A 23,642-nucleotide genomic window follows, 5' to 3' on the forward strand; every position below is an offset into this window, starting at 1 on the left:
GTAGGGGACTGACCGTGATGAACCTTCACCCGCACTTACGTCACAGCCTGTTGGCCAGTGCCTTGCTGCTGGCAAGCGGCCTGGCCACTGCCGCAGAGCCCCAGGTGATCGCCAAGGAGCTGCAGCAGGCCAAGACCTATACGGTGGCCAGCGCACCGATCGAACCGCTGCAGATGGACCCGCCAAAGCTGCCCGACCTCACCGGTTTCACGGCCGAGGCGGTGCAGAAGAAAATCGACCGCCGCCACAAGGGCAAGGTCAGCCTGCGCCGTATGTTCCAGGAGGACACCCTCAAGGAGTTCGTCGGCGGCGACAACAAGGCCGCCGAGTGGGTGCAGCGCCAGCACGGCATCCCGCAGGCGATCTTCGTCGATGACGGCCATGTCGACCTGACCGAGTTGAGCAAGAAGGTGCCCAAACAGTACTTCAGCGAAGTCGAGCCTGGGGTTTACCTGGCACGCCTGCCGATCGTGGTCGGGCAAAAGGGCATCCTCGAGATCGACGGCAAGGTCAAACAGCTGCGCCTGTCCCAGGAGGGCGGCGCATTTCTGGTCAATGACGGCAAGCTGTTCGTAACCGACACCCAGGTGACCGGCTGGCGGGAAAAGGACAACGGCCCGGCGACCTTCCGCTCGCCCAAGGAATTCCGCCCGTTCCTGCTGTCGTGGGGCGGCACCGAGACCTACATCGTCAATACGAAGATGGCCAGCTTCGGCTACGCCAAGTCCAAGTCGTATGGCGTGAGCATCTCGCAGTACACGCCGAACATGGCCAAGCGCATGGGCCGCCCGGAGCCCACCGGCTGGATCATCGGTTCGGAGTTCAGCGACATGTGGTACGGCTTCTACTGCTACGAAACCCAGGACTTCGTGATCAAGGACAGCACCTACCGCGACAACATCGTCTACGGCATCGACCCGCACGACCGTTCGCATCGCCTGATCATCGCCGGCAACACGGTGTACGGCACCAAGAAGAAGCACGGCATCATCGTTTCACGTGAGGTCAACGACAGCTGGATCATCAACAACAAGAGCTACGACAACAAGCTCTCGGGCGTGGTGATCGACCGTAACAGCGTCAACAACCTGGTGGCCTACAACGAGATCTACCGCAACCACACCGACGGCATCACCCTGTACGAAAGCGGCGACAACCTGATCTGGGGCAACAAGCTGGTCAACAACCGCCGCCACGGCATCCGCGTGCGTAACAGCGTGAACATCCGCCTGTACGAAAACGTCGCCATGGCCAACGGCCTGGTCGGCGTATACGGCCACATCAAGGACCTGTCCGACACCGACCGCGACATCGCCCTCGACCCGTTCGACACCAAGGTGTCGCTGATCGTGGTGGGTGGCGAGCTGTCGGCCAACGGCTCCGGCCCGCTGTCGATCGACTCGCCGCTGTCGGTCGAGCTGTACAAGGTGTCCATGCTCGCCCCACGCAAGGCCAGCGGCATCAGCCTCAATGGTGTGCTGGGCGAGCGCCAGGACGAAATCCTCGACCTGCTGGTACGCCAGCAGAAGGCTGTGCTGATCGACCCGGTCGAACGCCAGACCGAAATGATCGATTAAGGAAGCCCAGACCATGACTCCACACCTGATGAAACTGCTGGGCCTGTCCGCCGCCCTTCTGGCAATCAGCCAGGGCGTGCGCGCCGAAGACGTCAAGGCCCCGACCTTCAGCGCCGAGCCCTGCTGCCAGTTGTGCCCTGAAGCGCACGATGCCAGCCGCTACACCACCCGCTATCAGCAAAACTTCACCACGCTGGTGCAGGCCCAGGGCGACTGGCTGTTCCGCACCCGCGAAGACCTGCGCACCGAGTTCAACACCACCCCGGCCGGCTACAAACGCCTGAAGCAAGTGCACGACGCGTTCAAGAAACGTGGTGTGGAACTGGTGGTGGTGTACCAGCCGACCCGTGGCCTGGTGAACCGCAACATGCTCAACCCGGCAGAAAAAGCCGCCTTCGACTACCAGAAGGCCCTGGGCAACTACCAGGCCATGCTCAAGCGCTTCGCCAGCATGGGCTACAACGTGCCCGACCTGTCACCGCTGACCAACGAGCAACTGGCCGCCGCTGACCAGGGCAAGGACTTCTACTTCCGTGGCGACCAGCACTGGACGCCGTACGGTGCCGAGCGTGCGGCGAAGATCGTGGCCGACACCGTGCACAAGATGCCGGCCTTCGAAGGCATCCCGCGCAAGGAATTCGAGACCAGGAAGTCCGGGCGCATGGGCAAGACCGGCACCCTGCACAACGTTGCCGGCCAACTGTGCGGCACCAGCTACGCCGTCCAGTACATGGACCAGTTCGCCACCGAGCCGAAAGGCGCGAGCGGCGGCGACGACCTGTTCGGTGACAGCGGCAACGCGCAGATCACCCTGGTCGGTACCAGCCACAGTGGCAAGAACTACAACTTCTCGGGCTTCCTCGAGCAATACATCGGCGCCGACGTGCTCAACGTCGCCTTCCCAGGCGGTGGCCTGGAAGGGTCGATGATCCAGTACCTGGGCAGCGAGGAATTCCAGAAGAACCCGCCGAAGATCCTGATCTGGGAATTCTCCCCGCTGTACCGCCTGGACCAGGAAACCATCTGGCGGCAAATCCTTGGCCTGCTCGACGACGGCTGCGACGACCGCCCAGCCCTGATGAGCGCCAGCACCACCCTCAAGCCTGGCAAGAACGAGCTGATGGTCAACGGCAAGGGCGGCGTGATCAAAGACCTGATCAACCGCAACCTGCAGATGGACGTCAAGTTCGAAGACCCCTCGGTGAAGGTGTTGCAGGCCACGCTCTGGTACCTCAACGGCCGCCACGAGGACATCAAGCTGGAAAAACCGGAAACCTCCGACACCGACGGCCGCTTCGTCTTCCAGTTGCGCGAAGACGAGGACTGGGCCAGCCAAAGCCTGCTGGCGTTCGAGGTACAGGGGCCGGAAAGCGGCACCCAGAAGGTCGAAGCCAAGCTCTGCAAACGCAACAACTTCGCCGTGCCTGCGCAGACCGCGCAGGCAGGCCAGTGAGGCGACCCATGACCCTTTTCAAACGAATTTCCAGCCCCGCCCTGCTCGCGTTGGCCTTGTTTGGCGGTGCCGCGCACGCCGCGCTGGTACCGCCGCAGGGTTACTACCAGGGGATCGAAAAGCTCAAGACCGGTGAGGGTAATTTCCGCTGCGAAGCGGCGCCCAAGCCATACACCGGCCCGCTGCAGTTTCGCAGCAAGTACGAAGGCTCGGACAAGGCACGGGCAACGCTCAACGCTGCCTCGGAAAAAGCCTTCCGCAAGTCGACCGAAGACATTACCACGCTGGAGAAAGGCGTGAGCAAGATGGTCGGCCAGTACATGCGCGACGGCCGCCCGGCGCAACTCGACTGCACCCTGACGTGGCTGGGCACCTGGGCACGTGCCGGTGCATTGCTGTCCACCGACTACAACCATACCGGCAAGTCGATGCGCAAATGGGCGCTGGGTAGCATGAGCGGTTCATGGTTGCGGCTGAAATTCTCCAACTCGCAGCCGCTGGCCGCACACCAGGCCGAGGCCGACCTGATCGAAAAATGGCTCACCCGCCTGGCCGAGCAGACTGTGCGTGACTGGAGCGACCTGCCGCTGGAGAAGATCAACAACCACAGCTACTGGGCGGCCTGGTCGGTCATGGCTACCGCCGTCGCCACCGACCGTCGCGACCTGTTCGACTGGGCCGTGAAGGAATACAAGGTGGGCGCCAACCAGGTGGATGACCAGGGCTTCCTGCCCAACGAAATCAAGCGCAAGCAGCGCGCGCTGGCCTATCACAACTACGCCTTGCCGCCGCTGGCGATGATTGCCAGCTTCGCCCAGGCCAATGGCGTCGACCTGCGCGCCGAGAACAACTTCGCCTTGCAGCGCCTGGGTGAAGGCGTGCTGGCCGGCGCCCGCGACCCCAGCCACTTCAAGGCGCGTGCGGGCAAGAAACAGGACATGACCGACCTCAAGGTCGACAGCAAGTACTCCTGGCTCGAGCCCTGGTGCGCGCTGTACCACTGCGTTGGCGACACGCTTGAGCGCAAGCACGACATGCAGCCGTTCAACAGCTTCCGGCTGGGCGGCGATGTGACCCGGGTCTATGACCCGAGTGCAGAGAGCAAGAAATGAATTGACCCCCATTGTGGGGGCGGAACCTGTGGGAGCGGGCATGCCCGCGAAGAAGCCACCGCGGTGCATGGCAAGGGCTTGCCCGCTCCCACAGGAATCTAAGTTGCCTTCCAGTCTTGCACTGGGGGGTTTGGGGGGCGCTTTGCCCTGGATGCTGTGAACAAATTAGGAGAACCGGGATGGTCTTCTCGTCCAACGTGTTCCTGTTCCTGTTCTTGCCGATCTTCCTCGGCCTGTACTACTTGAGCGGGCAACGTTATCGCAACCTGCTGCTGCTGGTCGCCAGCTACATCTTCTACGCCTGGTGGCGGGTGGACTTCCTGGCACTGTTCGCCGGCGTCACCCTGTGGAACTACTGGATCGGCCTGAAAGTCGGTGCCGCCGGTGTACGCACCAAGCCTGCGCAGCGCTGGCTGCTACTCGGCGTGGGTGTCGACCTGGCGATCCTCGGCTACTTCAAGTACGCCAACTTCGGCGTCGACAGCCTGAACGCGATCATGACGTCGTTTGGCCTGGAGCCATTCATTCTGACCCACGTGCTGCTGCCGATCGGTATCTCGTTCTACATCTTCGAGTCGATCAGCTACATCATTGACGTGTACCGCGGTGACACCCCGGCGACCCGCAACCTGATCGACTTCGCAGCGTTCGTGGCGATTTTCCCACACCTGATCGCAGGCCCCGTGCTGCGCTTCAAGGACCTGGTCGACCAGTTCAACAACCGCACCCACACCCTGGACAAGTTCTCCGAAGGCTGCACCCGCTTCATGCAGGGCTTCATCAAGAAGGTGTTCATCGCCGACACCCTGGCCGTGGTCGCCGACCACTGCTTCGCCCTGCAAAACCCCACTACGGGCGATGCCTGGCTCGGCGCCCTGGCGTACACCGCACAGCTGTACTTCGACTTCAGCGGCTACAGCGACATGGCCATCGGCCTGGGCCTGATGATGGGCTTCCGCTTCATGGAAAACTTCAAGCAGCCCTATATCAGCCAGTCGATCACCGAGTTCTGGCGGCGCTGGCATATCAGCCTGTCGACCTGGCTGCGCGACTATCTGTACATCACCTTGGGCGGTAACCGTAAAGGCACCTTCAATACCTACCGCAACCTGTTCCTGACCATGCTGCTGGGCGGCCTGTGGCACGGTGCAAACTTCACCTACATCATCTGGGGCGCCTGGCACGGCATGTGGCTGGCCATCGAGCGCGCGCTGGGCCTCGACACCAACCCGCAGCGCTTCAACCCGGTGAAGTGGGCCTTCACCTTCCTGCTGGTGGTGGTCGGCTGGGTGATCTTCCGCGCCGAAAACCTGCATGTGGCCGCCCGCATGTACGGCGCCATGTTCAGCTTCGGCGACTGGCAGCTGTCGGAGCTCAACCGCGCCCAGCTCACCGGCCTGCAGGTGGCCACCCTGGTCATCGCCTACCTCACCCTGGCGTTCTTCGGCCTGCGCGACTTCTACCGCAATGCCAGGCCGACGCCCAAGGCGACCCCGGTGCAGGTCAACGCTGACGGCTCGATCGGCCTGGACTGGACCCGGGTGATGACCCGCGCACTGATCCTGCTGCTGTTCGTCGCCTCGATCCTCAAGCTTTCGGCGCAAAGCTACTCGCCGTTCCTTTACTTCCAGTTCTGAGGTTGATGACGATGACCCGGACATTACGCATCACCTACTCCCTGTCGTTCCTCGGCCTGCTGGTCGGCATGGGCGCCTGGTCCACCGGTGGCCTGCAGAGTTTCCAGCGCACCGAGCAGATGACCCTGCTCAACGGCAAGCTGGCCAAGGCCGCCGAGACCCACTACGACGCCGAGTTCCCGATCAAGCGCCTGGGCACCAACCTGTGGGCGGCAATGGACTTCAAGCTGTTCAACGAAGGCCGCCCGGGTGTGGTACTGGGCCGCGACCAGTGGTTGTTCAGCGACGAAGAGTTCAAGCCCACCGCCGGTGCCGAGCAATTGATGCAGGAAAACCTGGCACTGATCCGTGGCGTACGCGACACCCTGCAGCAACACGGTAGCCAGCTGGTGCTGGCGATCGTGCCGGCCAAGGCGCGGGTCTACGCCGAGTACCTGGGCAAAGAGCGGCCTGCCAGCCTGCATGACGACCTGTACAACCAGTTCCATGCCCAGGCACGCCAGGCCAACGTGTTCGCACCGGACCTGATGGCACCGATGGAGCAGGCCAAGGCCCGCGGCCAGGTATTCCTGCGTACCGATACCCACTGGACGCCTATGGGTGCCGAAGTGGCGGCGCAAGCGCTGGCCGAAGCGGTCAGCCGCCAGAGCCTGCTCAACGGCGACCCACAAGCCTTCATCACCGAAGCCGGCAACACCGCCCCCTACAAGGGCGACCTGACCAACTTCCTGCCACTGGACCCCTTGTTCAGCAACCTGCTGCCGGCCCCGGACAACCTGCAGAAACGCACCACCCGGCCGGTCGATGCCGAGGGTGACGCCGGCGACGCGTTGTTCGCCGACAAGCAGATCCCGGTTGCACTGGTAGGCACCAGCTACAGCGCCAACCCGCACTGGAACTTCCTCGGCGCGCTGCAGCAGGCCCTGCGCAGTGACGTCGCCAACTACGCCGAAGACGGCCATGGCCCGCTGCTGCCGATGCTCAAGTACCTGCAAAGCGATGCCTTTAAAAACGCCGCCCCACAAGTGGTGGTGTGGGAGTTCCCCGAACGTTATCTGCCAATGAAAAACGACCTCAGCAGCTTCGATCCGCAGTGGATCGCGCAGCTGAAAAACTCCCGTAAATCCGAAGAAAACCTGGCCTTGTCGTCCACCCGGACAGACCACTGACTGATAGAGAGGAAACGCACATGACTACCAAGACTTCCATTGCCAAAGCCCTCACCCTCGCGGCCGGCCTTTCCCTTGCTTCGATGCAGGCCTTCGCTGGTGCCGACGCCGCACTGTATGGCCCAAGCGCGCCGAAAGGCTCGACCTTCGTACGCCTGTACAACGCGACCAGCGCACCCGCCGCCGCGTCGGTCGGCAACACCCAGATCAAACAGGTTGGCGCACAGGCCAGCAGCGACTTCAGTTTCCTGCCAGGCGGCGACTACACCGCCCAGGTCGGTGGCAAGAGCGTGCCGGTCAAGCTGGCCTCGGACAAGTACTACACCCTGGTCAACAGCAACAGCGGCACCCCGAAACTGATCGAAGAACCACCGTTCAAGAACAAGCAGAAAGCCCTGGTGCGCGTGCAGAACCTGAGCGACCAGCAACTGACACTGAAAACCGCCGACGGCAAGACCGAAGTGGTCAAGCCGGTGGCCGCCAACGGCCGTGGCGAACGCGAAATCAACCCGGTCAAGGTCAACCTGGCGCTGTACCAAGGAGACAAGAAAGTGGGTGACGTGAAACCCGTCGCCCTGGAGCGCGGCGAAGCCGCAGTGCTGTACGTAACGGGTTCCGGCAACGCCTTGTCGCCGGTGTGGGTAACTCGCCCCGTGGCTGGCAACTGATTCCCCTGCCTCTCAACGACTATTGGAGAAACATGATGATCCCGGTAATTCTTTCTGGTGGTAGCGGTTCCCGTCTGTGGCCTCTGTCGCGCAAGCAGTTCCCCAAACAGTTCCTGGCCCTGACCGGTGAACACACGCTGTTCCAGCAAACCATCGAGCGCCTGGTATTCGAGGGCATGGACACCCCGATCGTGGTCTGTAACAAGGACCACAAGTTCATCGTCCAGGAGCAACTGGCCGCACTGAAGCTGGAAACCCAGGGCATCCTCATGGAACCGTTCGGCCGCAACACCGCGCCGGCCGTTGCCATGGCTGCCATGAAGCTGGTCAACGAAGGCCGCGACGAGCTGATGCTGGTGCTGCCTGCCGATCATGTGATCGATGACCAGAAAGCCCTGCAACGTGCCCTGGCCTTGGCCACCGTGGCCGCCGAGCGTGGCGAGATGGTGCTGTTCGGCGTGCCGGCGACCAAGCCGGAAACCGGCTATGGCTACATCCGCTCCAGCCAGGACGCGCTGCTGCCCGAAGGCGTGGCGCGGGTTGCGCAGTTCGTCGAGAAGCCCGACGAAAAACGCGCCGCCGAGTTCGTCCAGGCCGGTGGTTACTTCTGGAACAGCGGTATGTTCCTGTTCCGCGCCAGCCGCTTCCTCGAAGAGCTGAAAAAGCACGACGGCGACATCTACGATACCTGCGTACTGGCCCTGGAGCGCAGCCAGGAAGACGGCGATGTACTGAGCATCGACGAAGCCACCTTCGCCTGCTGCCCGGACAACTCCATTGACTATGCGGTGATGGAGAAAACCCAGCGTGCCTGCGTGGTGCCGATGTCGGCCGGCTGGAGCGATGTAGGCTGCTGGTCGTCGCTGTGGGAAGTGCACGAGAAAGACGACAACGGCAACGTCACCAAGGGCGACGTGGTGGTTCAAGACAGCCGCAACTGCATGATCCACGGCAACGGCAAACTGGTGTCGGTGATCGGCCTGGAGAACATCGTGGTGGTCGAGACCAAAGATGCCATGATGATTGCCCACAAGGACAAGGTCCAGGGCGTCAAGCAGATGGTCAAGACCCTCGACGAACAGGGCCGCACGGAAACCCAGAACCACCTGGAAGTGTATCGCCCGTGGGGCTCGTACGACTCGGTGGACATGGGCGGCCGCTTCCAGGTCAAGCACATCACCGTCAAGCCGGGCGCCAGCCTGTCGCTGCAGATGCACCATCACCGCGCCGAGCACTGGATCGTGGTATCCGGTACCGCCGAGGTGACCTGCGACGAAAACGTGTTCCTGCTGACCGAAAACCAGTCGACCTACATCCCCATCGCTTCGGTGCACCGTTTGCGCAACCCGGGCAAGATCCCGCTGGAGATCATCGAGGTGCAGTCCGGCAGCTACCTGGGCGAGGATGACATCGAGCGCTTCGAGGATGTGTATGGGCGCACGTCCACCCCCATGGAGCGCGGCGTTTCGGTGAAGACCATCGCACAGTAAATGCTGACTCGCCCCTGGGCTGACCAGGGGCGAGCCTGCTCATTCACCGCTCGGGGCTATGACGTAGATGTCGAATGGGCCACCCACCACCTTGAAAGGTCGCTGCAAATCATCCTCCCCTTCAAATTCGAAGGACTCAGCCCTGATGCTCGTGGCAGTCATTTCGAGTTTCCGGATACGCCCGGATTTCGCATAGCCGCCATAGGTTGTGCCGCGCTTGTGAACAAGCGCCCGGTTCGCCTCACCCCCGATAACGACATCCCGCACGCCCTCCTGTAGTTCCAGATCGAAGTCAATGTAGACGTCCGCATCTTCGGCCTGCCCCTTGTAGGCGTACAACCACGCTGATTTTTCAGCGTTCCCGTAGTCCACGCCCTCGGAAACGAAATCCTCCTTTTGACCCGCAAGGCTGATGAGAGCCGTAACGTTGCCCTTGGCAGGTGTTTTTTTCATTTCTTGCACAAGCTCTCGCTCAATTACTGTGTGACTCATGGCCATGCTCCTTTTGAATAGGCATGGCGGAATCTAGAATGGATATACGCTTTCCACTACTCGCAGTATTGCCAGGTCTGGCTTCTGGCACGGTTGCTCACCGGTTACCTGACTGCTGGGTTTTAGGTAGGCTGTAGCCATCCCTGCGCGCGAATGAGGCGATAACGCGATGCTGATCGGTGCCCTGCTGATCCTCACCTGGCTGGTGTTGTTGTTGCGTTACCCAGCCAAGGCTCTTCCCATCTCCCTGGCGGCTGTGTGTGGCCTGGGCCTGGTGGCCTTGTTCGTCGTCTGGCAAGACAGCCGGGAAAGCAGTCGACTGGCGCGCCTGGACCTGCGTCTGACCTACGCCCCCGAACACTGTCCCGCCGACCGTGCCTTGCAGGTACGCATGAAGAACGGCAACGACGTGCCGCTGACCGAACTGCGCTGGCGCGTGGCGGCGTACGCACCGGGCGATACCGTGAACCTGGCCGAGAACACCTACAACGCCCCGCGATACCGCGGGCCAGGTGAATTGCAGCCGGGGGCCGAGTGGCAAGACTGCCTGCCATTGCCGCCACTGCGTTCCGGCTATCGGCCGCAGACCCTGGAATTCCGCGCAGAACGCCTGCAAGGTACATTTGCCAATTGATGTGTTGCCTATGCCGGCCTCTTCGCGGGTAGTCCCGCTCCTGCAGGGTGTGTAGGAGCGGGTTTACCCGCGAAGAGGCCGGCACAGGCAACAACCAATCCTCCATGACAACAGGCCCCAATCATGCCCACCGTCCTGATCACCGGTTGTTCCAGCGGCATCGGCCGCGCCCTGGCCGACGCCTTCCGCGATGCGGGCCATCATGTCTGGGCCACCGCCCGCAAGCCTGAGGATGTCGAGCAGCTGAGTGCCGCCGGCTACACGGCCCGGCAGCTGGATGTAAACGATGGCGAGGCGCTGGCCCGCCTGGCAGAGGAACTTGAGACCCTCGATATCCTGATCAACAACGCCGGCTACGGCGCCATGGGCCCACTGCTCGATGGTGGCGTCGACGCCCTGCGCCAGCAATTCGAAACCAACGTCTTCGCCGTGGTCGGCGTTACCCGGGCGCTGTTCCCGCTGCTACGCCGCTCACGCGGCCTGGTGGTGAATATCGGCAGTGTATCGGGCGTGCTGGTCACGCCATTCGCCGGCGCGTACTGCGCCTCGAAGGCGGCTGTGCATGCCCTGAGCGATGCCTTGCGCCTGGAGTTGGCGCCGTTCGGAGTGCGGGTAATGGAAGTACAGCCGGGCGCAATCGCCTCGCAGTTCGCCAGCAATGCCCAGCGCCAGGCCGAGCAGGTGCTGGCGGCAGACTCGGCGTGGTGGCCTTTGCGTGAGCATGTGCAGGCACGGGCGCGGGCATCGCAGGACAAGCCAACGTCGGCGGCGGTATTTGCCCAAGGCGTGCTGGCAGCCGTCGGCAAGTCGCCGGTGCCCGCGGTGGTACGTTTGGGGAATGGCAGTACAGCCTTGCCGCTGATGGCACGGTTGCTGCCGCGGCGGTTGCTGGACTGGGCACTGCGCAAGCGCTTTGGCCTGCTGCGCCCGCTCTGAGTGATCGCCTGCCTGTACCCGCGAAAGGGCCGGGCCTGTAGGCCAATTTTCACCCACCGTTCACTGTTGCCGCCGCTACCGTATTCGCGGGTAAACCCGCTCCTACACAGATTGGTGGGGGACACACATCGGGGGTTGGACACAGGCCGCCGTTTACCCGCGAAAGGGCCGGGCCTGCTGGCCAATTTTCACCCGCCGTTTACCGTTGCCGCCGCTACCGTATTCGCGGGTAAACCCGCTCCTACACCAGATTGGTGGTGGACACTCATCGGTGGTTGGACACAGGCCGCCGTAGGAGCGGGTTTACCCGCGAAAGGGCCGGGCCTGCTGGCCAATTTTCACCCGCCGTTCACCGTTGCCGCCGCTACCGTATTCGCGGGTAAACCCGCTCCTACACCAGATTGGTGGTGGACACACATCGGTGGTTGGACACAGGCCGTCGTGTAGGAGCGGGTTTACCCGCGAAGAGGCCAGTACAGGCTGTAAAGCATCATGCCATGGACCGCAGTACCCCGCCCTCCAGATACTGCGCGTCCTCTCTAACCGTGAGCATTCGGCGGCGGCTCATCAAACGCCTGCCAGCCTCCACCCAGCGCCTTGTACAGCCCCACCAGCGCCTGCGACACCGCGGCCGAGCTGTCGATCCATTGCTCCTCGCTGGCCAGCAGCGCGCCTTGCACCGTCAGCACATTGAGAAAGTCCACCGCCCCTTCCACATACTGGCGCTGGGCGGTTTCCAGGGCGATACGGTTTTGCCGCACGGCCTCGGCAAGGTGATCACGGCGCAACTGACTGGCGTTGTACAGGCGTAGCACATCGTCAATTTCATGCCAGGCCCCCAGCACCACCTTGCGATAGTTCAGCGCGGCTTCCTGCTGTTGCGCCTCGCGCAGTTCCAGGGTGCCCTTGAGCCGGCCACCTTCGAAAATCGGCAGCGACATCTGTGGACCGAAGGCAAACCGGCGCGAATCCCAGCCACCGAAATCCGACAGCTGCATCGCCTGGAAGCCGACACTGCCCGACAGGCGGATACTCGGGTAGAAATCCGCCTTGGCCACGCCAATGCTGGCGGTGGCGGCATGCAGGCGGGCCTCGGCCTGGCGGATGTCCGGGCGGCGCTCGGCCAGTTCGGACGGCAAGCCGATGGCAAACTTCTGCTGCGGCGCAGGCAGCTCGCCGCCTTGCAGCAATTCGGCCTGGAGACTGCGCGGCGGCTCGGCAGCGAGCAGGCTGAGGGCATTGACCAGGTCATCACGCTGCGCTTCCAGGCTTGGCAGGCGCGACTCGATAGACGCGACCTGGGCGCTGGCCTGGGCCACATCCAGGCGTGTGGCAACGCCTTCGGCCTGGCGGTCCTGGGACAGCTTCAGGCTGTGCCGGGCGACCCTGAGGTTATCCTGCGTCACATCGAGGGTGTGCTGCACGGCACGCAGCTGGATGTAATTGCCGGCGGTTTCCGAAAGCAGTGCCAACAGCACACCGCGGCGGTCATTCTCGGCCACTTCGACCGTGGCATCGGCAGCCTCGACCTGACGCCGCACACGGCCCCACAGATCCAGTTCCCAACCGGCCACCAGGTCGCCCTGCCAGAGGTTGAAGGCTTCTTTCCCGGCCTTGCCGGACGGATCGCTCAAACCATCGGCGCTGTTACGAGCGCGGCTGTAACCGGCGTTCACGTCCACCGACGGTACTTCGTCGGCAGCCAAGGTACTGCGCAGGGCACGGCTTTGCAGCAACCGCGCGCTGGCCATCTGCAGGTCGAGGTTGCGTTCGGCAACGCGCTGGATCAACGCGCTCAGGCGGGCATCGTGGAACGTTTCCCACCAGCGCAGTTCAAGCGGTTCGGCCTGCGGCTGACTGGCCGCTGCCTCGCCTTGCAGCGGCGCCCACTGCTGCGGGGCCTGGCTATCTGGGCGCTGGAAATCCGGGCCCAGGGTGCAACCGGTCAGCAGCACAGCCAGCAGCAAAGGGCTCAAGCGTAATCCCGGTTTCATCGCGCACTTACCTCTTTGCCGTCCAGCTTGTCGCCACGCGTGTCGATGGTGGCTTCGACCGACATGCCCACACGCAGGCGGGTGAGCAGTGGCTGGCCATCATCGAGAACGATCTTGACCGGAATGCGCTGCACCACCTTGGTGAAGTTGCCGGTGGCGTTGTCTGGCTTGACTGCGGCGAAGGTGACGCCGGTAGCCGGGGCAATGCTCTGCACATGGCCTTGCAGGGTTTCGCCGGAGAAGGTGTCGACGCTGATGCGCACCGGCTGGCCCGGTTGTACGTGGGTCAGCTGGGTTTCCTGGAAGTTGCCGACCACATAGGCCTGCTGCAACGGCACCACCGACAGCAGGCGAGCGCCCGGGTTGACGTAGGCCCCCACGCGCAGGGCGCGTTCGCCGACCATACCGTCCACCGGCGCTGTGATGCGGGTGTAGGACAGATCGAGCTGGGCCTTTTCCAGGCCTGCTTCGGCACGCTTGAGCTGGCCATCGGCGCTGGCCACTTGAGCCGTGAGGATGTCCACCTGCTTGCGCGCCGCCACCCGCGCAGCTTGAGCGTTGGCCAGGCGAGCACGGGCTTGATCGACAGCGCTGCGCGCCTGCTGGGCGTTCTGCACGGTACCCGCGCCCTGCTCGGCAAGGCGGCTGTAACGGTTGACTTCATGGTCGGCGAACGCCACCTCAGCCTGGGCCGCCTTCACTGCCGCTTCGGCCTGGGCAATCAGCGCGTCCTGGCGTTCAAGCGTGGCGCGGGCATCGGCGCTTTGTGCCTGGGCTACCAGTAACTGCGCCTGCGCAGCATCCAGCGCGGCCTGGTAGTCACGCGCGTCGATGGTCGCCAGCAACTGGCCAGCTGTGACCTGCTGATTGTCTTCCACCAGCACTTGCTTGATGAAACCGGCGACTTTGGGCGCGACCACGGTGTAGTCGGCGGTCACATAGGCGTCATTGGTGCTCTGGCGGTGATCGCTGCCAAACATCCAGGGGCCGACGATGCCGGCCAGGACGGCCACGGCCAGCACCGAGCCGATGAAAAGGGTTTTGCGGTTGTTGGTCATTTCAATGGTTCTCGAAATCATCCAGGGTTCAAGCCACCGCACGCGGCGGGTAGACCCGGGCAGGCACGAAAGGAATGAGGCAGATCAGGGCCACGGCGATACAGGCCAGCACCAGATAGAGGTCAGCTGAGGTCAATACCTGCGCCTGGTCGTGAATGCGCTTGGCCAGGCCAGCGGCGTTGCCGTCGACCAGCGGGGCGTTGCCCAGGCTGTCCACCAGGTGATTGGAATGGAAGTGCCGGCGCAGGGTGCCAAGAACATCCAGCAGGCCACCGGCGATGACGGCGGCCAGGCCCTTGACGGTGTTGAACCAGCTGGAGGCGAACGGGCCTTCCTGCGGGGTCATGCCATTGGTGGACAGCATCAGCAGCGGCAGCACTGCCATCGGCTGGCCGAACACCTGCAGCAGGTAGAACGGGTAGAAGTCGCCACGGATCCACTCGCTGGTCAGCAGGCTGCTGCCGACACAGGACACCGCCAGCATCGCCAGGCCAATGCCCAGCACCCAGCGACAGTCCACTGCGCGGATGTTGCACAGTGCCGCCGTCAGCGGCAGGGCGATCAGTTGCGGCATGGCCACCAGCATCATCAACGGGCTGGTCTGCGCCGGGCGGTAGCCCTGGATCTGCGCAAGGTAGGCCGACGGGATGCTGCCCACACCCGAAAGCACGACCAGCACGCCGGCCAGGGTCACCAGGGCGAAACTCAAGTTGCGCCGCTGCAACAAGCGCAACTGGAAAAACGGCAACGGCTCGGACCACTCGTTGTACATGAACAACACCAGCAACAGCAGGCCACCGCCCAGCAGCCAGCAGATCAGCGGCGAGTCGAACCAACCCCAGCGGTCGCCCAGCGACAGGCCCAGCACAGTGCAACTGATGGCGGGCAGGCCCAGCAGTACGCCCCGCCAGTCGAACTGTTTGAAACGCTCCAGGCGCAGCGGGTCCTGCGGCAGCCCCCAGCCTACGCAGACCATGGCCAGCAGCGAGGGCAGGATGATCTGCCAGAATGCCCATTGCCAACCGACGTATTCGGTCCACAGCCCCGCCAGCGGCGTGCCGAGGTTGGGGCCAAAGGTGGCGGTCAGGGCGTAGCAGGCCAGGCCATAGACCTTGATACCTGGCGGCAGGAAGCGCAGGGCCACGCTCATCAACATCGGCGGCAAGGCGCCAGCGGCAAAGCCCTGCAGTACGCGCAGCAACATCAAGCTGTGCAGGTTGGGGGCGAACGGTTGCAGCAGGCCAAACACGGCGAACAGACCAATTGCGCTCATGGTGAAGCGCCGCAGCGAGAAGGTCGTGGCCAGCCACGGCGCAAAGGCCATGGCCGAGACCGAAGCGGCGCTGTATGCCGCCAGCAACCAGGCACCTTCATCGGCACCGATGCCCATGGCGCCGCGGATATCGGCCAGGGAAATCTTGGTTACCGACTCGTTGAGGCCGGCGCACAGCACAGCCAGCAACACACCGAACAACCCGACCACTACCTGCAGGCCGAACGCAGCCTGCGCGGGCGCAGCCGGCGCAGGGGCGGCGGCCATGGCGGCAGACGGGACGGACAGGGAACTCATGGGCAGACATCTCCGGCAACAAAGTTTGCGACTGGAGCAAGTCTAAAAAGGTCGAATGCTTACGAAAACTGACTTGTTGGCAGTTTTATATTGCGTCAAACGCAATCGGGCAGCGGATGCGCACGTGCCCCACGCCTCAAGGGTCCATCCTGCCGCACGCCTTCAACGTCTGCCGCAGCCAGCGATGGGCCGGGTCGTTATCGAACCGCGGGTGCCATGCCTGCATGACGTTGACCTTTTCCAGTGGCACGGGGATCTCGAAGGACCGCAATGGCAGTTTCAGCCGGTTCACACTGTTCAGGATATTGGCGGGTATCGGCAAGATCAGGTCTGAGTCCGGCAGCGAAAACATCGCGGAGTGAAAACTCGTCGTGATCAGGGCCACCCGGCGCTCCACCTTGTAATTGGCCAGCGCCACGTCGATAGGCCCATTGGCGCGGCCACGGCGTGACACGCTGATGTGCGGGTAGGCGGCGAAGCGCTCAGGGGTTATCTCGTCATCGAAAACCGGGTGCCCTTCCCGCGCCAAGCCCACGAAGTAGGTGTTGAACAGGCTCTGAACCTTGATTTCGGGGCCCAGTTCAATGGCTGAGCTGATGATCAAGTCGATTTGCCCATTGCGCAGCACCGCATCATCGTCGCCGCTGCCCTCCGGCACAAAACGCAGCACCGTATGCGGTGCCTGGGCCAGCATCATGCGCAACAACTGAGCCCCATAAAGGGCGATGAACAGGTCATTGGTGCGGATGTTGAAGGCACGGTCCAGGTTCACCAGGTCGACATCGTCGCGACTGCGAAATACCTGCCCGGCCTGCTCCACCAGGCCATGCACCTGCTCGCGCAGGGCCAGTGCACGCGGCGTCGGCACCAGGCCACGGCCGGCCCGCACCAGGATCGGGTCACCCAGTGCTTCACGGATACGCCCCAAGGTCCGGCTCATGGCTGCCGGGCTCAGGTTCATGCGTTGCGCCGCGCCAACCACGCTGCCCTCGTCGAGCAAGGCATCGAGGGCGACAAGCAGGTTCATGTCCGGAAGTTGCATGGCCGTTTTCCGTTACAGCTGTGGGGAATGCGATGGTATCAGGTTGATGGATTGCACCGGACGCAATGCGCTTGTGCGTGGTGGGCCATTTATTCAGGGGAAGGATTGGGTCGAGAATGATGCATGGCAGGTTCGGCCCTTTCGCGGGTAAACCCGCGCCTACGTTGGTCTACGCGAAGAGGCCGCCCCAGCCCCCCCAAATACATCAAGGATCCCGCATGCCCAGCCCCGTCCTGATCGCCATCGACGCCTCCCCCGCATCTGCCGCCCTGCTTGCCCTCGCCCGCCGCTACTGCCGCCCGGGCGAGCACGAACTGCACGTGCTGCTGGCCATCGATTCCACCTTCGCGGTGCACGAGCAACCCGCGCCCTACACCGCCGAGGAACTGGAAGAATACCCCGCCGCCTGCATGGAACAGCAGCATGCCGACCACGCCGTAGCCGAGGCCGTGCGCGAACTGCAGCAAGCCGGCTTCGCCAGTCAGGGCTGCATGGTGGCCGGGCTGCCGGTTGATGCGATTGTGGCCAAGGCGCAGGAATTGAACTGCGAGCTGATCATCATGGGCCACCGCCACCTGTCGCGGCTGGGGCGGTTGCTCGACCCATCGATCAGCGCGAAGGTGATTGATCGGGTCGAAGTGCCGGTGTTGGTGGGGGCGGCGAGTGCATGATTGGAGCGATGTGCCGCCTGTAAGATCGAGCACCACGCGAGCGGCGCTCGATCAGTCTGGCGACCTGCCTCTCAAGGCGAACTCGGCTTCACCACCACCGTACAGGTCGTCCCCGCCGCCAGCAAAAACCCTTCCGGCACTTCATCGATGTGAATGCGCACCGGCACCCGCTGTGCCAGCCGCACCCAGTTGAAGGTCGGGTTCACGTCGGCGATCAGCTCGCGGCTCTGTGGGTTGTCGCGGTCATAGATGCCGCGGGCGATGCTCTCCACATGCCCCTTGAGGCGCTCGCCGCTCATCATCTGCAATTCGGCCTGGTCACCCACCTTCACATGCGGCAGTTTGGTCTCCTCGAAGAACCCGTAAACCCAGAACGAGTGCTCGTCGACCACCGCCATCACCGCCTCACCGGTACGCGCATAGTCGCCCTTGTGGATATTCAGGTTGGTCACGTAGCCGTCAACCGTCGCCACGATATGCGTACGCTTGAGGTTCAGCTCGGCTGCGGCCAACTCGGCCAGGGCTTGTTGATAATCGGCTTGGGCGGCATTGGCGATATTGCTGGCGTCGTCGCGGTTTTCCTTGGAGATCACTAGGTTGTCCATGTCGGCACGGCGCTTGGCATTGACCTTGCGCATTTCCCAGGTGGCCTTGCGCGAGGCGACCAGTGCCTTGGCCTGGTCGACTGCCAACTGGTAGTGCTCAGGGTCGATCTGGATCAGCAGGTCGCCCTTCTTCACCCGCTGGTTGTCCTTGACCGGTACATCCACCACGTAGCCGGGCACGTCGGCAGCGACGTTGATGATGTCGGCACGCACACGGCCATCACGGGTCCATGGCGTGGTCATGTAGTGCAGCCACAACTGGCGACCGATGGCCACGGCAGCGACCAGCACCAGCAGGGTGGCGATCAGGCTGAAGAACTTTTTCATCGAAGGATTCTCACCAGTAGACAGACAGCGCCATGGCGCCGAACAAGCAGACGAACAGGCTCAGGCGCAGCAACGCCGGGTGCCAGAAGAAGCGGTAGCCATCATGGCTGGCAATGAACCGGTCCAGGCCCCAGGCCAGGCCCAGGGCAAACAGGAACATCAAGGTCATGGTGGGCATGTACACGCCATGGAAGGCGATCTCACGGGGCATGGTGCAATCCTTTCGCCGGTGCCAGTGGCGACTGTGGGTCCAGCAGGGAAGTACGGATGAAGTGCAGGTAGCTTTGCACGCGGCGCAGCACCGAGGTGTCGAAGTGCCGGGCGAATGGCTCGTCGGTGGCCTGCACGCGGGCGATGGCGTGGTCTACCGCCACCAGTGCGCGTTCGTGGTTGCTGGCGCTGGGCTGCAGGAACAGCCGGGTCAGTGCACGGCCCATGACACGGATTGCCTGGCGCCATGGCTGCGACTCGGCATAGGCCGGGTGCACCGGGGCGCGGGCTTGCTCCTTGCGCAGCTCGATGACGGCGTGGCCGATCTCCAGCACGGTGAACATCCAGCCCATCAGCTGGCTTTGCACCTGCGGCTTGCCGGCCGCCAGGCCATAGGCCTGGTGCAGCAGGTCGCGGGTGCGGCTTTCGAAGGCCGAGCCCAGACCGCGCAGGCGGCCGCTGATCGCGAACAGCACCTGCTCGCGCAACGCCTGCTCCAGGCGGCTCCACAGCCAGCGGCTGTTGGGCGGCAGGATGATCGCCCCGGCGGCGGCACAGACGAACATGCCGATCACCATGCCGATGTAGTCGTTGATGAAGGTGTACGGGTCATAAACGGTGAGGTTGTTCGGCACCGAACCAATCGCGAAGAACACCAGCAGGCCGATGCCATAACCGGCGTAGGCAGGGCGCGACGAAAGAAACGCGCCCAGCACGAACACGGGCGCCAGCACCATGCACAGCAGCGGGAAACCGTCGATCCAGGGGAACACGAAGAAGGTTTCGAAGAAGCCGACAAAAGCGCCGATGGCCGTGCCGCAAGCCATCTGGAACGACATGCGCTTGGGGTTGGGTGACGCTGCCGAAAGGCATACGGTGACCGTGGCGATCAGGGTCATCATGGCGCCGCTGGGCCAATCGCTGAGCAGCCAGTAACTGCCCAGCAGCAACAGCACTGCCGAGGCGCGCACACCGGCCGCCAGCGATACCAACCAGCTGGTCTGCGCCACGTAGGGTTCGTCCCACTGCTCGCGCTCATGCTTGTGCGCGGCCAGCGAGGCATGGGTTTCGGCGTAGCTCAACATCTCGTCGACGAAGCGGTACAGCAGCTCGAACGCGGTATGGAAATCGAGCAGGTCGGATTCGCTGGGGTCCGTTGCCAGGTACTCAGCCCGCAGCCCCCGCACCTGGGCCTGCAGGCCTTCCTTGTAGGCGGCCAGCTCCAGGGTCAGGCGCAGCGCATCGGCGTCAGTCAACGCCCGGCCCACATAGGGCTGCAGCAACTCCACCAGGGTGTTCAGGCCCGGTTCGATGGCACTGACGATCTGCAGAGGGCCACGGGCACGCAGGCGCTCCAGCAAGCGGTGCAAGGCATTGAAGCGGGTGGTGATGGCCATGAACTCGCTGTTCATGCGCACCAGCCGGCCACTGCGACGGCGCATGTGCGGGTCTTCGAAAGCGGTGACGTTGCGCAGGCTCTCGAGGCCCACGGCCTCTGCCACGAAGCGCACGTTGCTGCTCTCGAAGCGGTCCTTTTGACTGTCGCCACGCAGGGCCTCCACCACCACCCCGGCAAACACGCCAAAGCGCTGGTAGAGGGCGTTGCGCATTGCGGCACTGGCCGACTGCGGCAGGATCGCGGCACTGACGAAGGTCGACACCAGAATCCCCAGGGCAATTTCCAGCGCCCGCCATACCGCTGCCATGAAGGCCTGGTCGGGGTGTTGCAGCACCGGCAGGCCAATCATCGCTGCGGTGTAGCCGGCCAGCACGAAACCATAGGCGCGGAAGGTGCGGTAGCGCATGGCACCGGCCGAGCACAGGCCCACCCACAGGGCCAGGCTGGGCAGAAACAGCTCAGTGTTCTGCGGAAAGATGGCAATCAGCGCCACCATCATCGCCGAGCCGGCCAGGGTGCCGAGCACCCGATAGAAGCTTTTCGCGAACACATGCCCGCTTTGCGGCTGCATGACGATGAAAACAGTGATCATCGCTGTACGCGGTTGCGGCAGCTCCAGGCGCATGGCCAACCACAAGGTGATGAACGCAGCGGCCAGCACCTTGAAGATGTACACCCAGGTCACGCCGTCGGTGCGCGCCCAGGCAAAGAAGCCCCGGCGCCATTCCAGGCTTTGCAGCCAGCGCACGGGCAAACTGGAAGTGCTCATTCGGCGTTATCCGGCTTCTTGTCGAAAATGGCCAGGGTGGCCGGGGTCTTCGGTGCTGCCTGGCGTTCCTCTTTCGGCGCATCCTGACCGGCCTGCAGGCCACCACCCAGGGCGGTGACCAGCTCGGCATGGGCAATCAGGCGGGCGGCCTGCACCTGCTGCTGCACCTGCTGCTGGCGGAACAGCAAGGTCTGCGCGTTGAGTACGTTCAGGTAGTCGGTAAGGCCGCGCTGGAACGCGACCATGGCGATGTCGTAGGTTTTCTGCGCGGCAGCAACCGATTCGGCGGCGAAGTGCGACTGTTCTTTCATCGACTCGCGGCGGATCAACTGGTCGGAGATGTTTTTCAGCGCACCGACCACAGTCTGGTTGTAGCGCGCCACGGCCACGTCATAGCCGGCGGAGGCCACGCCCAGCTGCGAGCGCAAACGGCCACCGTCGAAGATCGGCAGGCTGATGGCCGGGCCGACGTTGTAGTTGAACTTGCGCCCGGTCAGGAACTCCAGCGGCCCACCGCCAGTGGCCATGAAGCCCAGGCTGCCGACCAGGTCCACGTTGGGGAAGAAGCCGGCGTGGGCGACGTCGATACCCCGCGCCTGCGCGGCCACCTGCCAGCGGCTGGCAACTACGTCGGGGCGCTGGCCAACCAATTCGGCCGGCAGGTTCGACGGCAGCTTCAGCGGTGCAGCCAGCGCCAGGGTCGGGCGCTGCAACTGGGCGCCTTCGCCCGGGCCCTTGCCTGCCAGTGCCGCCAGCTGGTTGCGGGTCAGGGCAATCTCTTCGTTCAGGCTGTCGAGCTGGCGGTGGGTTTCCGGCAGCGGCGCTTCGGCCTGGCTGACTTCGAAGTGGGTGCCGATGCCAGCATCCAGCCTGCGCTTGGCCAAAGCCAGGATCTGTTCTTGCTGCTCCAGCTCGGCCTTGACGATATCGCGCTGGGCAAAATGCAGGCTCAACTGGATGTAGGCACGCACCACATTGTTCTGCAGTTCCAGCTGCGCCTGGCGGGCTTCGGCCACGCTCATGTGCGCCTGGTCCACGGCCTGCTCGCTGGCATTGCGTTCACGGTCCCACAAGTCGAGGGCGTAGCTGAAGCCGATGGCAGCGTTGTTGTCCCAGGTGTTGGCACCGGACAGCGCGCCAGGGCCATAGAACTGGTCTTCCGGCCAGTTGTGGCGCTTGAGCGTGGCCTGGCCGTTGGCCTGGAGCTTTTCCGCCGACTCGACCACACCGGCCATGGCCTTGGCTTCGCGCACCCGCGCCGCAGCCATGGCCAGGCTCGGGCTACCGGCCACGGCCAGGGCAATCCAGCGGTCCAGCTGCGGGTCGCCATAGGCGTGCCACCACTGCTGGTCAGGCCAGTGGGCGTCGGTCGCGGCTTCGCGAATGGCCGCGTCGGTGGTCAAGGTATTGGCTTGCAGCGTCTTGCTTTGCGGGGCAATGCCCCAGGTTCCGATACAGCCGCTCAAGTTGAGGGCAAGGGCACAGGCACTGAACGCCTTGAGCGTTCTGATGATGCGACGCGGCACAGCTGCGATTTCCCGAGGAAGAGGTGAAGGGGGCCGGGCAATTCTAGGGGGCGGCAGCACTGGCGATAAGCACAGATTCCTGCGAATCTTTGTTACCAAAACAGCGATAATCCGCCTTTGGTCGAAGGCAACTTTTTCTCTTTTCCAAGTTACTTCGTGACACAATTTTGTCCTCTACCTCGAGAGTGACCCATGGACACCCTGCAAAACATGCGTGCTTTCAGTTGCGTAGCCCAACTCGGCAGCTTCACTGCCGCTGCGGCGCAACTGGATACGACCACCGCGAACGTGTCGCGGGCGGTCTCCAACCTGGAAGCCCATCTGCAAACAAGGCTGCTCAACCGTACCACCCGCCGCATTGCGCTGACCGAAGCCGGCAAGCGCTACCTGATGCGTTGCGAACAGATTCTTACCTACGTCGAAGAAGCCGAGGCCGAAGCCAGCGACGCCCATGCGCGCCCGGCCGGGCAGTTGAAGGTGCATTCGATGACCGGGGTCGGCCAGCACTTCGTGGTCGATGCCATCGCCCGCTACCGCGAAACGCACCCGGACGTGACCTTCGATTTGACCATGGCCAACCGCGTGCCCGACCTGCTCGACGAGGGTTATGACGTCTCCATCGTGCTGGCCACCGAACTGCCCGACTCGGGGTTCGTTTCGCAGCGCCTGGGCATCACCTACAGCATTGTCTGTGCCTCGCCCGCCTACATCGCCCAGCATGGCGTGGCGCACAAGCCTGCCGACCTGCTCAAGCACGCCTGCCTGCGCATGGTCAGCCCGGTGATACCGCTGGAGAAATGGCTGTTCGATGGCCCGGAAGGCCAAGAGATGGTCAACATCACCAGTTCGCCGTTCATGGTGAACACCGCCGATGCCATGAAGACTGCGATCCGCAGTGGCATGGGCGTAGGCGTGCTGCCGATCTATTCGGCTATCGAGGGCCTGCGGGACGGTAGCCTGGTACGGGTGCTGCCCGAATATCGCCTGCAGGAGCTGAACCTGTATGCCATCTATCCTTCGCGGCAGTATCTGGATGCCAAGATCAAGACCTGGGTCGAGTACCTGCGCAACTCGCTGCCAGAGATTCTTGCCGCGCATGAGGCAGACCTGAAAACCCATCAGGTGCTGATCGCCAACTAAAAAGCTGCTGCAATGCGGGGGCGGACAATGGTAGGTTGCTAACCATTGATTTCGCCTGTTCCGGCACCTTCGCGGGCAAGCCCGCTCCTACAAGGCACCGCGCCCCCCCGTAGGAGCGGGCTTGCCCGCGAAGGGACCAGCACAGCCCCACCCCGCCTTGCAG

Annotated in this window: 20 protein-coding genes; 11 read left to right on the top strand and 9 right to left on the bottom strand. The window is 63.4% G+C overall.

Going from position 1 to position 23,642, the window contains the following annotated elements; genetic code table 11:
- Positions 1 to 17: 17 nt before the first annotated feature.
- The 7 genes from algG (at position 18) to PRJ_RS23095 (ending at position 9,106) form a co-directional block, all read left to right on the top strand.
- Entirely contained in the window at positions 18 to 1,577 is a 1,560-nt protein-coding gene (gene algG / locus PRJ_RS23065) for a mannuronan 5-epimerase AlgG (RefSeq protein WP_003251754.1), read from the top strand.
- A 13-nt stretch (positions 1,578 to 1,590) separates the two neighbouring features.
- A complete protein-coding gene (locus PRJ_RS23070) occupies positions 1,591 to 3,030 on the top strand; it encodes an alginate O-acetyltransferase (protein WP_104962535.1) in 1,440 nt (479 codons plus the stop codon).
- 8 nt (positions 3,031 to 3,038) lie between these two features.
- Positions 3,039 to 4,142, top strand: a complete 1,104-nt coding sequence (locus tag PRJ_RS23075; protein ID WP_104962536.1) for a mannuronate-specific alginate lyase — start codon at positions 3,039 to 3,041, stop codon at positions 4,140 to 4,142.
- Positions 4,143 to 4,321: 179 nt separating this feature from the next.
- Positions 4,322 to 5,779: an MBOAT family protein gene (locus tag PRJ_RS23080; protein WP_010952409.1), complete on the top strand. Its 1,458-nt coding sequence runs from the start codon at positions 4,322 to 4,324 to the stop codon at positions 5,777 to 5,779.
- Between the two features lie 11 nt (positions 5,780 to 5,790).
- Entirely contained in the window at positions 5,791 to 6,948 is a 1,158-nt protein-coding gene (locus PRJ_RS23085) for an alginate O-acetyltransferase (protein ID WP_003251747.1), read from the top strand.
- Between the two features lie 20 nt (positions 6,949 to 6,968).
- The gene (locus tag PRJ_RS23090) at positions 6,969 to 7,616 is read left to right on the top strand and encodes an alginate O-acetyltransferase AlgF (protein WP_104962537.1); all 648 of its coding nucleotides are present in this window, start codon (positions 6,969 to 6,971) and stop codon (positions 7,614 to 7,616) included.
- Positions 7,617 to 7,651: 35 nt separating this feature from the next.
- Complete coding sequence (locus PRJ_RS23095; RefSeq protein WP_029615389.1) at positions 7,652 to 9,106, top strand: mannose-1-phosphate guanylyltransferase/mannose-6-phosphate isomerase; 1,455 nt, start codon at positions 7,652 to 7,654, stop codon at positions 9,104 to 9,106.
- Between the two features lie 39 nt (positions 9,107 to 9,145).
- Here PRJ_RS23095 and PRJ_RS23100 read toward each other — a convergent pair whose 3' ends face one another.
- Positions 9,146 to 9,598 carry a hypothetical protein gene (locus PRJ_RS23100; RefSeq protein WP_104962538.1) on the bottom strand — a complete coding sequence of 151 codons (453 nt, stop codon included), beginning with the start codon at positions 9,596 to 9,598 and terminating at the stop codon, positions 9,146 to 9,148.
- Positions 9,599 to 9,767: 169 nt separating this feature from the next.
- On the opposite strand from PRJ_RS23100, the gene PRJ_RS23105 reads away from it, so the two are divergent.
- Entirely contained in the window at positions 9,768 to 10,232 is a 465-nt protein-coding gene (locus tag PRJ_RS23105; RefSeq protein ID WP_014592314.1) for a hypothetical protein, read from the top strand.
- 123 nt (positions 10,233 to 10,355) lie between these two features.
- Positions 10,356 to 11,168 (top strand): SDR family oxidoreductase, encoded by an 813-nt coding sequence (locus tag PRJ_RS23110; protein ID WP_020193631.1) that lies wholly within the window; start codon positions 10,356 to 10,358, stop codon positions 11,166 to 11,168.
- 539 nt (positions 11,169 to 11,707) lie between these two features.
- On the opposite strand, the gene PRJ_RS23130 is transcribed toward PRJ_RS23110, so the two are convergent.
- From PRJ_RS23130 to PRJ_RS23145, 4 genes are all read right to left on the bottom strand, one after another.
- Positions 11,708 to 13,162, bottom strand: coding sequence for an efflux transporter outer membrane subunit (locus tag PRJ_RS23130; protein WP_104962539.1), 1,455 nt, complete (start codon positions 13,160 to 13,162; stop codon positions 11,708 to 11,710).
- On the bottom strand, positions 13,159 to 14,220 hold the full coding sequence (locus tag PRJ_RS23135) for an HlyD family secretion protein (protein ID WP_049587435.1): 1,062 nt from the start codon (positions 14,218 to 14,220) through the stop codon (positions 13,159 to 13,161). The genes PRJ_RS23130 and PRJ_RS23135 overlap by 4 nt, the downstream gene beginning before the upstream one ends.
- 28 nt (positions 14,221 to 14,248) lie before the next feature.
- Entirely contained in the window at positions 14,249 to 15,790 is a 1,542-nt protein-coding gene (locus PRJ_RS23140) for an MFS transporter (RefSeq protein WP_104962540.1), read from the bottom strand.
- A 136-nt stretch (positions 15,791 to 15,926) separates the two neighbouring features.
- Complete coding sequence (locus PRJ_RS23145; protein ID WP_003251728.1) at positions 15,927 to 16,832, bottom strand: LysR family transcriptional regulator; 906 nt, start codon at positions 16,830 to 16,832, stop codon at positions 15,927 to 15,929.
- Between the two features lie 218 nt (positions 16,833 to 17,050).
- Between PRJ_RS23145 and PRJ_RS23150 the strand changes: the two genes are divergently transcribed.
- Complete coding sequence (locus tag PRJ_RS23150; protein ID WP_104962541.1) at positions 17,051 to 17,503, top strand: universal stress protein; 453 nt, start codon at positions 17,051 to 17,053, stop codon at positions 17,501 to 17,503.
- Between the two features lie 71 nt (positions 17,504 to 17,574).
- Here the strand turns inward: PRJ_RS23150 and PRJ_RS23155 are convergent, their stop codons facing one another.
- Genes PRJ_RS23155 through PRJ_RS23170 form a run of 4 tightly spaced genes read right to left on the bottom strand, consistent with a single transcriptional unit; the run spans position 17,575 to position 22,339 of the window.
- Positions 17,575 to 18,435: an HlyD family secretion protein gene (locus PRJ_RS23155; RefSeq protein ID WP_064491610.1), complete on the bottom strand. Its 861-nt coding sequence runs from the start codon at positions 18,433 to 18,435 to the stop codon at positions 17,575 to 17,577.
- Positions 18,436 to 18,445: 10 nt separating this feature from the next.
- Positions 18,446 to 18,646, bottom strand: a complete 201-nt coding sequence (locus PRJ_RS23160; RefSeq protein WP_003251718.1) for a DUF1656 domain-containing protein — start codon at positions 18,644 to 18,646, stop codon at positions 18,446 to 18,448.
- A complete protein-coding gene (locus tag PRJ_RS23165; RefSeq protein ID WP_003251716.1) occupies positions 18,636 to 20,813 on the bottom strand; it encodes an FUSC family protein in 2,178 nt (725 codons plus the stop codon). The genes PRJ_RS23160 and PRJ_RS23165 overlap by 11 nt, the downstream gene beginning before the upstream one ends.
- The gene (locus PRJ_RS23170; protein ID WP_104962542.1) at positions 20,810 to 22,339 is read right to left on the bottom strand and encodes an efflux transporter outer membrane subunit; all 1,530 of its coding nucleotides are present in this window, start codon (positions 22,337 to 22,339) and stop codon (positions 20,810 to 20,812) included. The genes PRJ_RS23165 and PRJ_RS23170 overlap by 4 nt, the downstream gene beginning before the upstream one ends.
- Before the next feature lie 192 nt (positions 22,340 to 22,531).
- Between PRJ_RS23170 and PRJ_RS23175 the strand changes: the two genes are divergently transcribed.
- Entirely contained in the window at positions 22,532 to 23,479 is a 948-nt protein-coding gene (locus tag PRJ_RS23175) for a LysR family transcriptional regulator (protein WP_003251712.1), read from the top strand.
- Positions 23,480 to 23,642 lie beyond the last annotated feature (163 nt).

It is taken from the genome of Pseudomonas sp. XWY-1, from assembly GCF_002953115.1.
GTDB classification, from domain to species: domain Bacteria; phylum Pseudomonadota; class Gammaproteobacteria; order Pseudomonadales; family Pseudomonadaceae; genus Aquipseudomonas; species Aquipseudomonas alloputida.

Excerpts from the sequence above, each read along its gene's own strand:
- algG (WP_003251754.1), top strand. The coding sequence starts at position 18 with ATGAACCTTCACCCGCACTTACGTCACAGCCTGTTGGCCAGTGCCTTG.
- PRJ_RS23070 (WP_104962535.1), top strand. The coding sequence starts at position 1,591 with ATGACTCCACACCTGATGAAACTGCTGGGCCTGTCCGCCGCCCTTCTG.
- PRJ_RS23075 (WP_104962536.1), top strand. The coding sequence starts at position 3,039 with ATGACCCTTTTCAAACGAATTTCCAGCCCCGCCCTGCTCGCGTTGGCC.
- PRJ_RS23080 (WP_010952409.1), top strand. The coding sequence starts at position 4,322 with ATGGTCTTCTCGTCCAACGTGTTCCTGTTCCTGTTCTTGCCGATCTTC.
- PRJ_RS23085 (WP_003251747.1), top strand. The coding sequence starts at position 5,791 with ATGACCCGGACATTACGCATCACCTACTCCCTGTCGTTCCTCGGCCTG.
- PRJ_RS23090 (WP_104962537.1), top strand. The coding sequence starts at position 6,969 with ATGACTACCAAGACTTCCATTGCCAAAGCCCTCACCCTCGCGGCCGGC.
- PRJ_RS23095 (WP_029615389.1), top strand. The coding sequence starts at position 7,652 with ATGATCCCGGTAATTCTTTCTGGTGGTAGCGGTTCCCGTCTGTGGCCT.
- PRJ_RS23100 (WP_104962538.1), bottom strand. The coding sequence starts at position 9,598 with ATGAGTCACACAGTAATTGAGCGAGAGCTTGTGCAAGAAATGAAAAAA.
- PRJ_RS23105 (WP_014592314.1), top strand. The coding sequence starts at position 9,768 with ATGCTGATCGGTGCCCTGCTGATCCTCACCTGGCTGGTGTTGTTGTTG.
- PRJ_RS23110 (WP_020193631.1), top strand. The coding sequence starts at position 10,356 with ATGCCCACCGTCCTGATCACCGGTTGTTCCAGCGGCATCGGCCGCGCC.
- PRJ_RS23130 (WP_104962539.1), bottom strand. The coding sequence starts at position 13,162 with ATGAAACCGGGATTACGCTTGAGCCCTTTGCTGCTGGCTGTGCTGCTG.
- PRJ_RS23135 (WP_049587435.1), bottom strand. The coding sequence starts at position 14,220 with ATGACCAACAACCGCAAAACCCTTTTCATCGGCTCGGTGCTGGCCGTG.
- PRJ_RS23140 (WP_104962540.1), bottom strand. The coding sequence starts at position 15,790 with ATGAGTTCCCTGTCCGTCCCGTCTGCCGCCATGGCCGCCGCCCCTGCG.
- PRJ_RS23145 (WP_003251728.1), bottom strand. The coding sequence starts at position 16,832 with ATGCAACTTCCGGACATGAACCTGCTTGTCGCCCTCGATGCCTTGCTC.
- PRJ_RS23150 (WP_104962541.1), top strand. The coding sequence starts at position 17,051 with ATGCCCAGCCCCGTCCTGATCGCCATCGACGCCTCCCCCGCATCTGCC.
- PRJ_RS23155 (WP_064491610.1), bottom strand. The coding sequence starts at position 18,435 with ATGAAAAAGTTCTTCAGCCTGATCGCCACCCTGCTGGTGCTGGTCGCT.
- PRJ_RS23160 (WP_003251718.1), bottom strand. The coding sequence starts at position 18,646 with ATGCCCCGTGAGATCGCCTTCCATGGCGTGTACATGCCCACCATGACC.
- PRJ_RS23165 (WP_003251716.1), bottom strand. The coding sequence starts at position 20,813 with ATGAGCACTTCCAGTTTGCCCGTGCGCTGGCTGCAAAGCCTGGAATGG.
- PRJ_RS23175 (WP_003251712.1), top strand. The coding sequence starts at position 22,532 with ATGGACACCCTGCAAAACATGCGTGCTTTCAGTTGCGTAGCCCAACTC.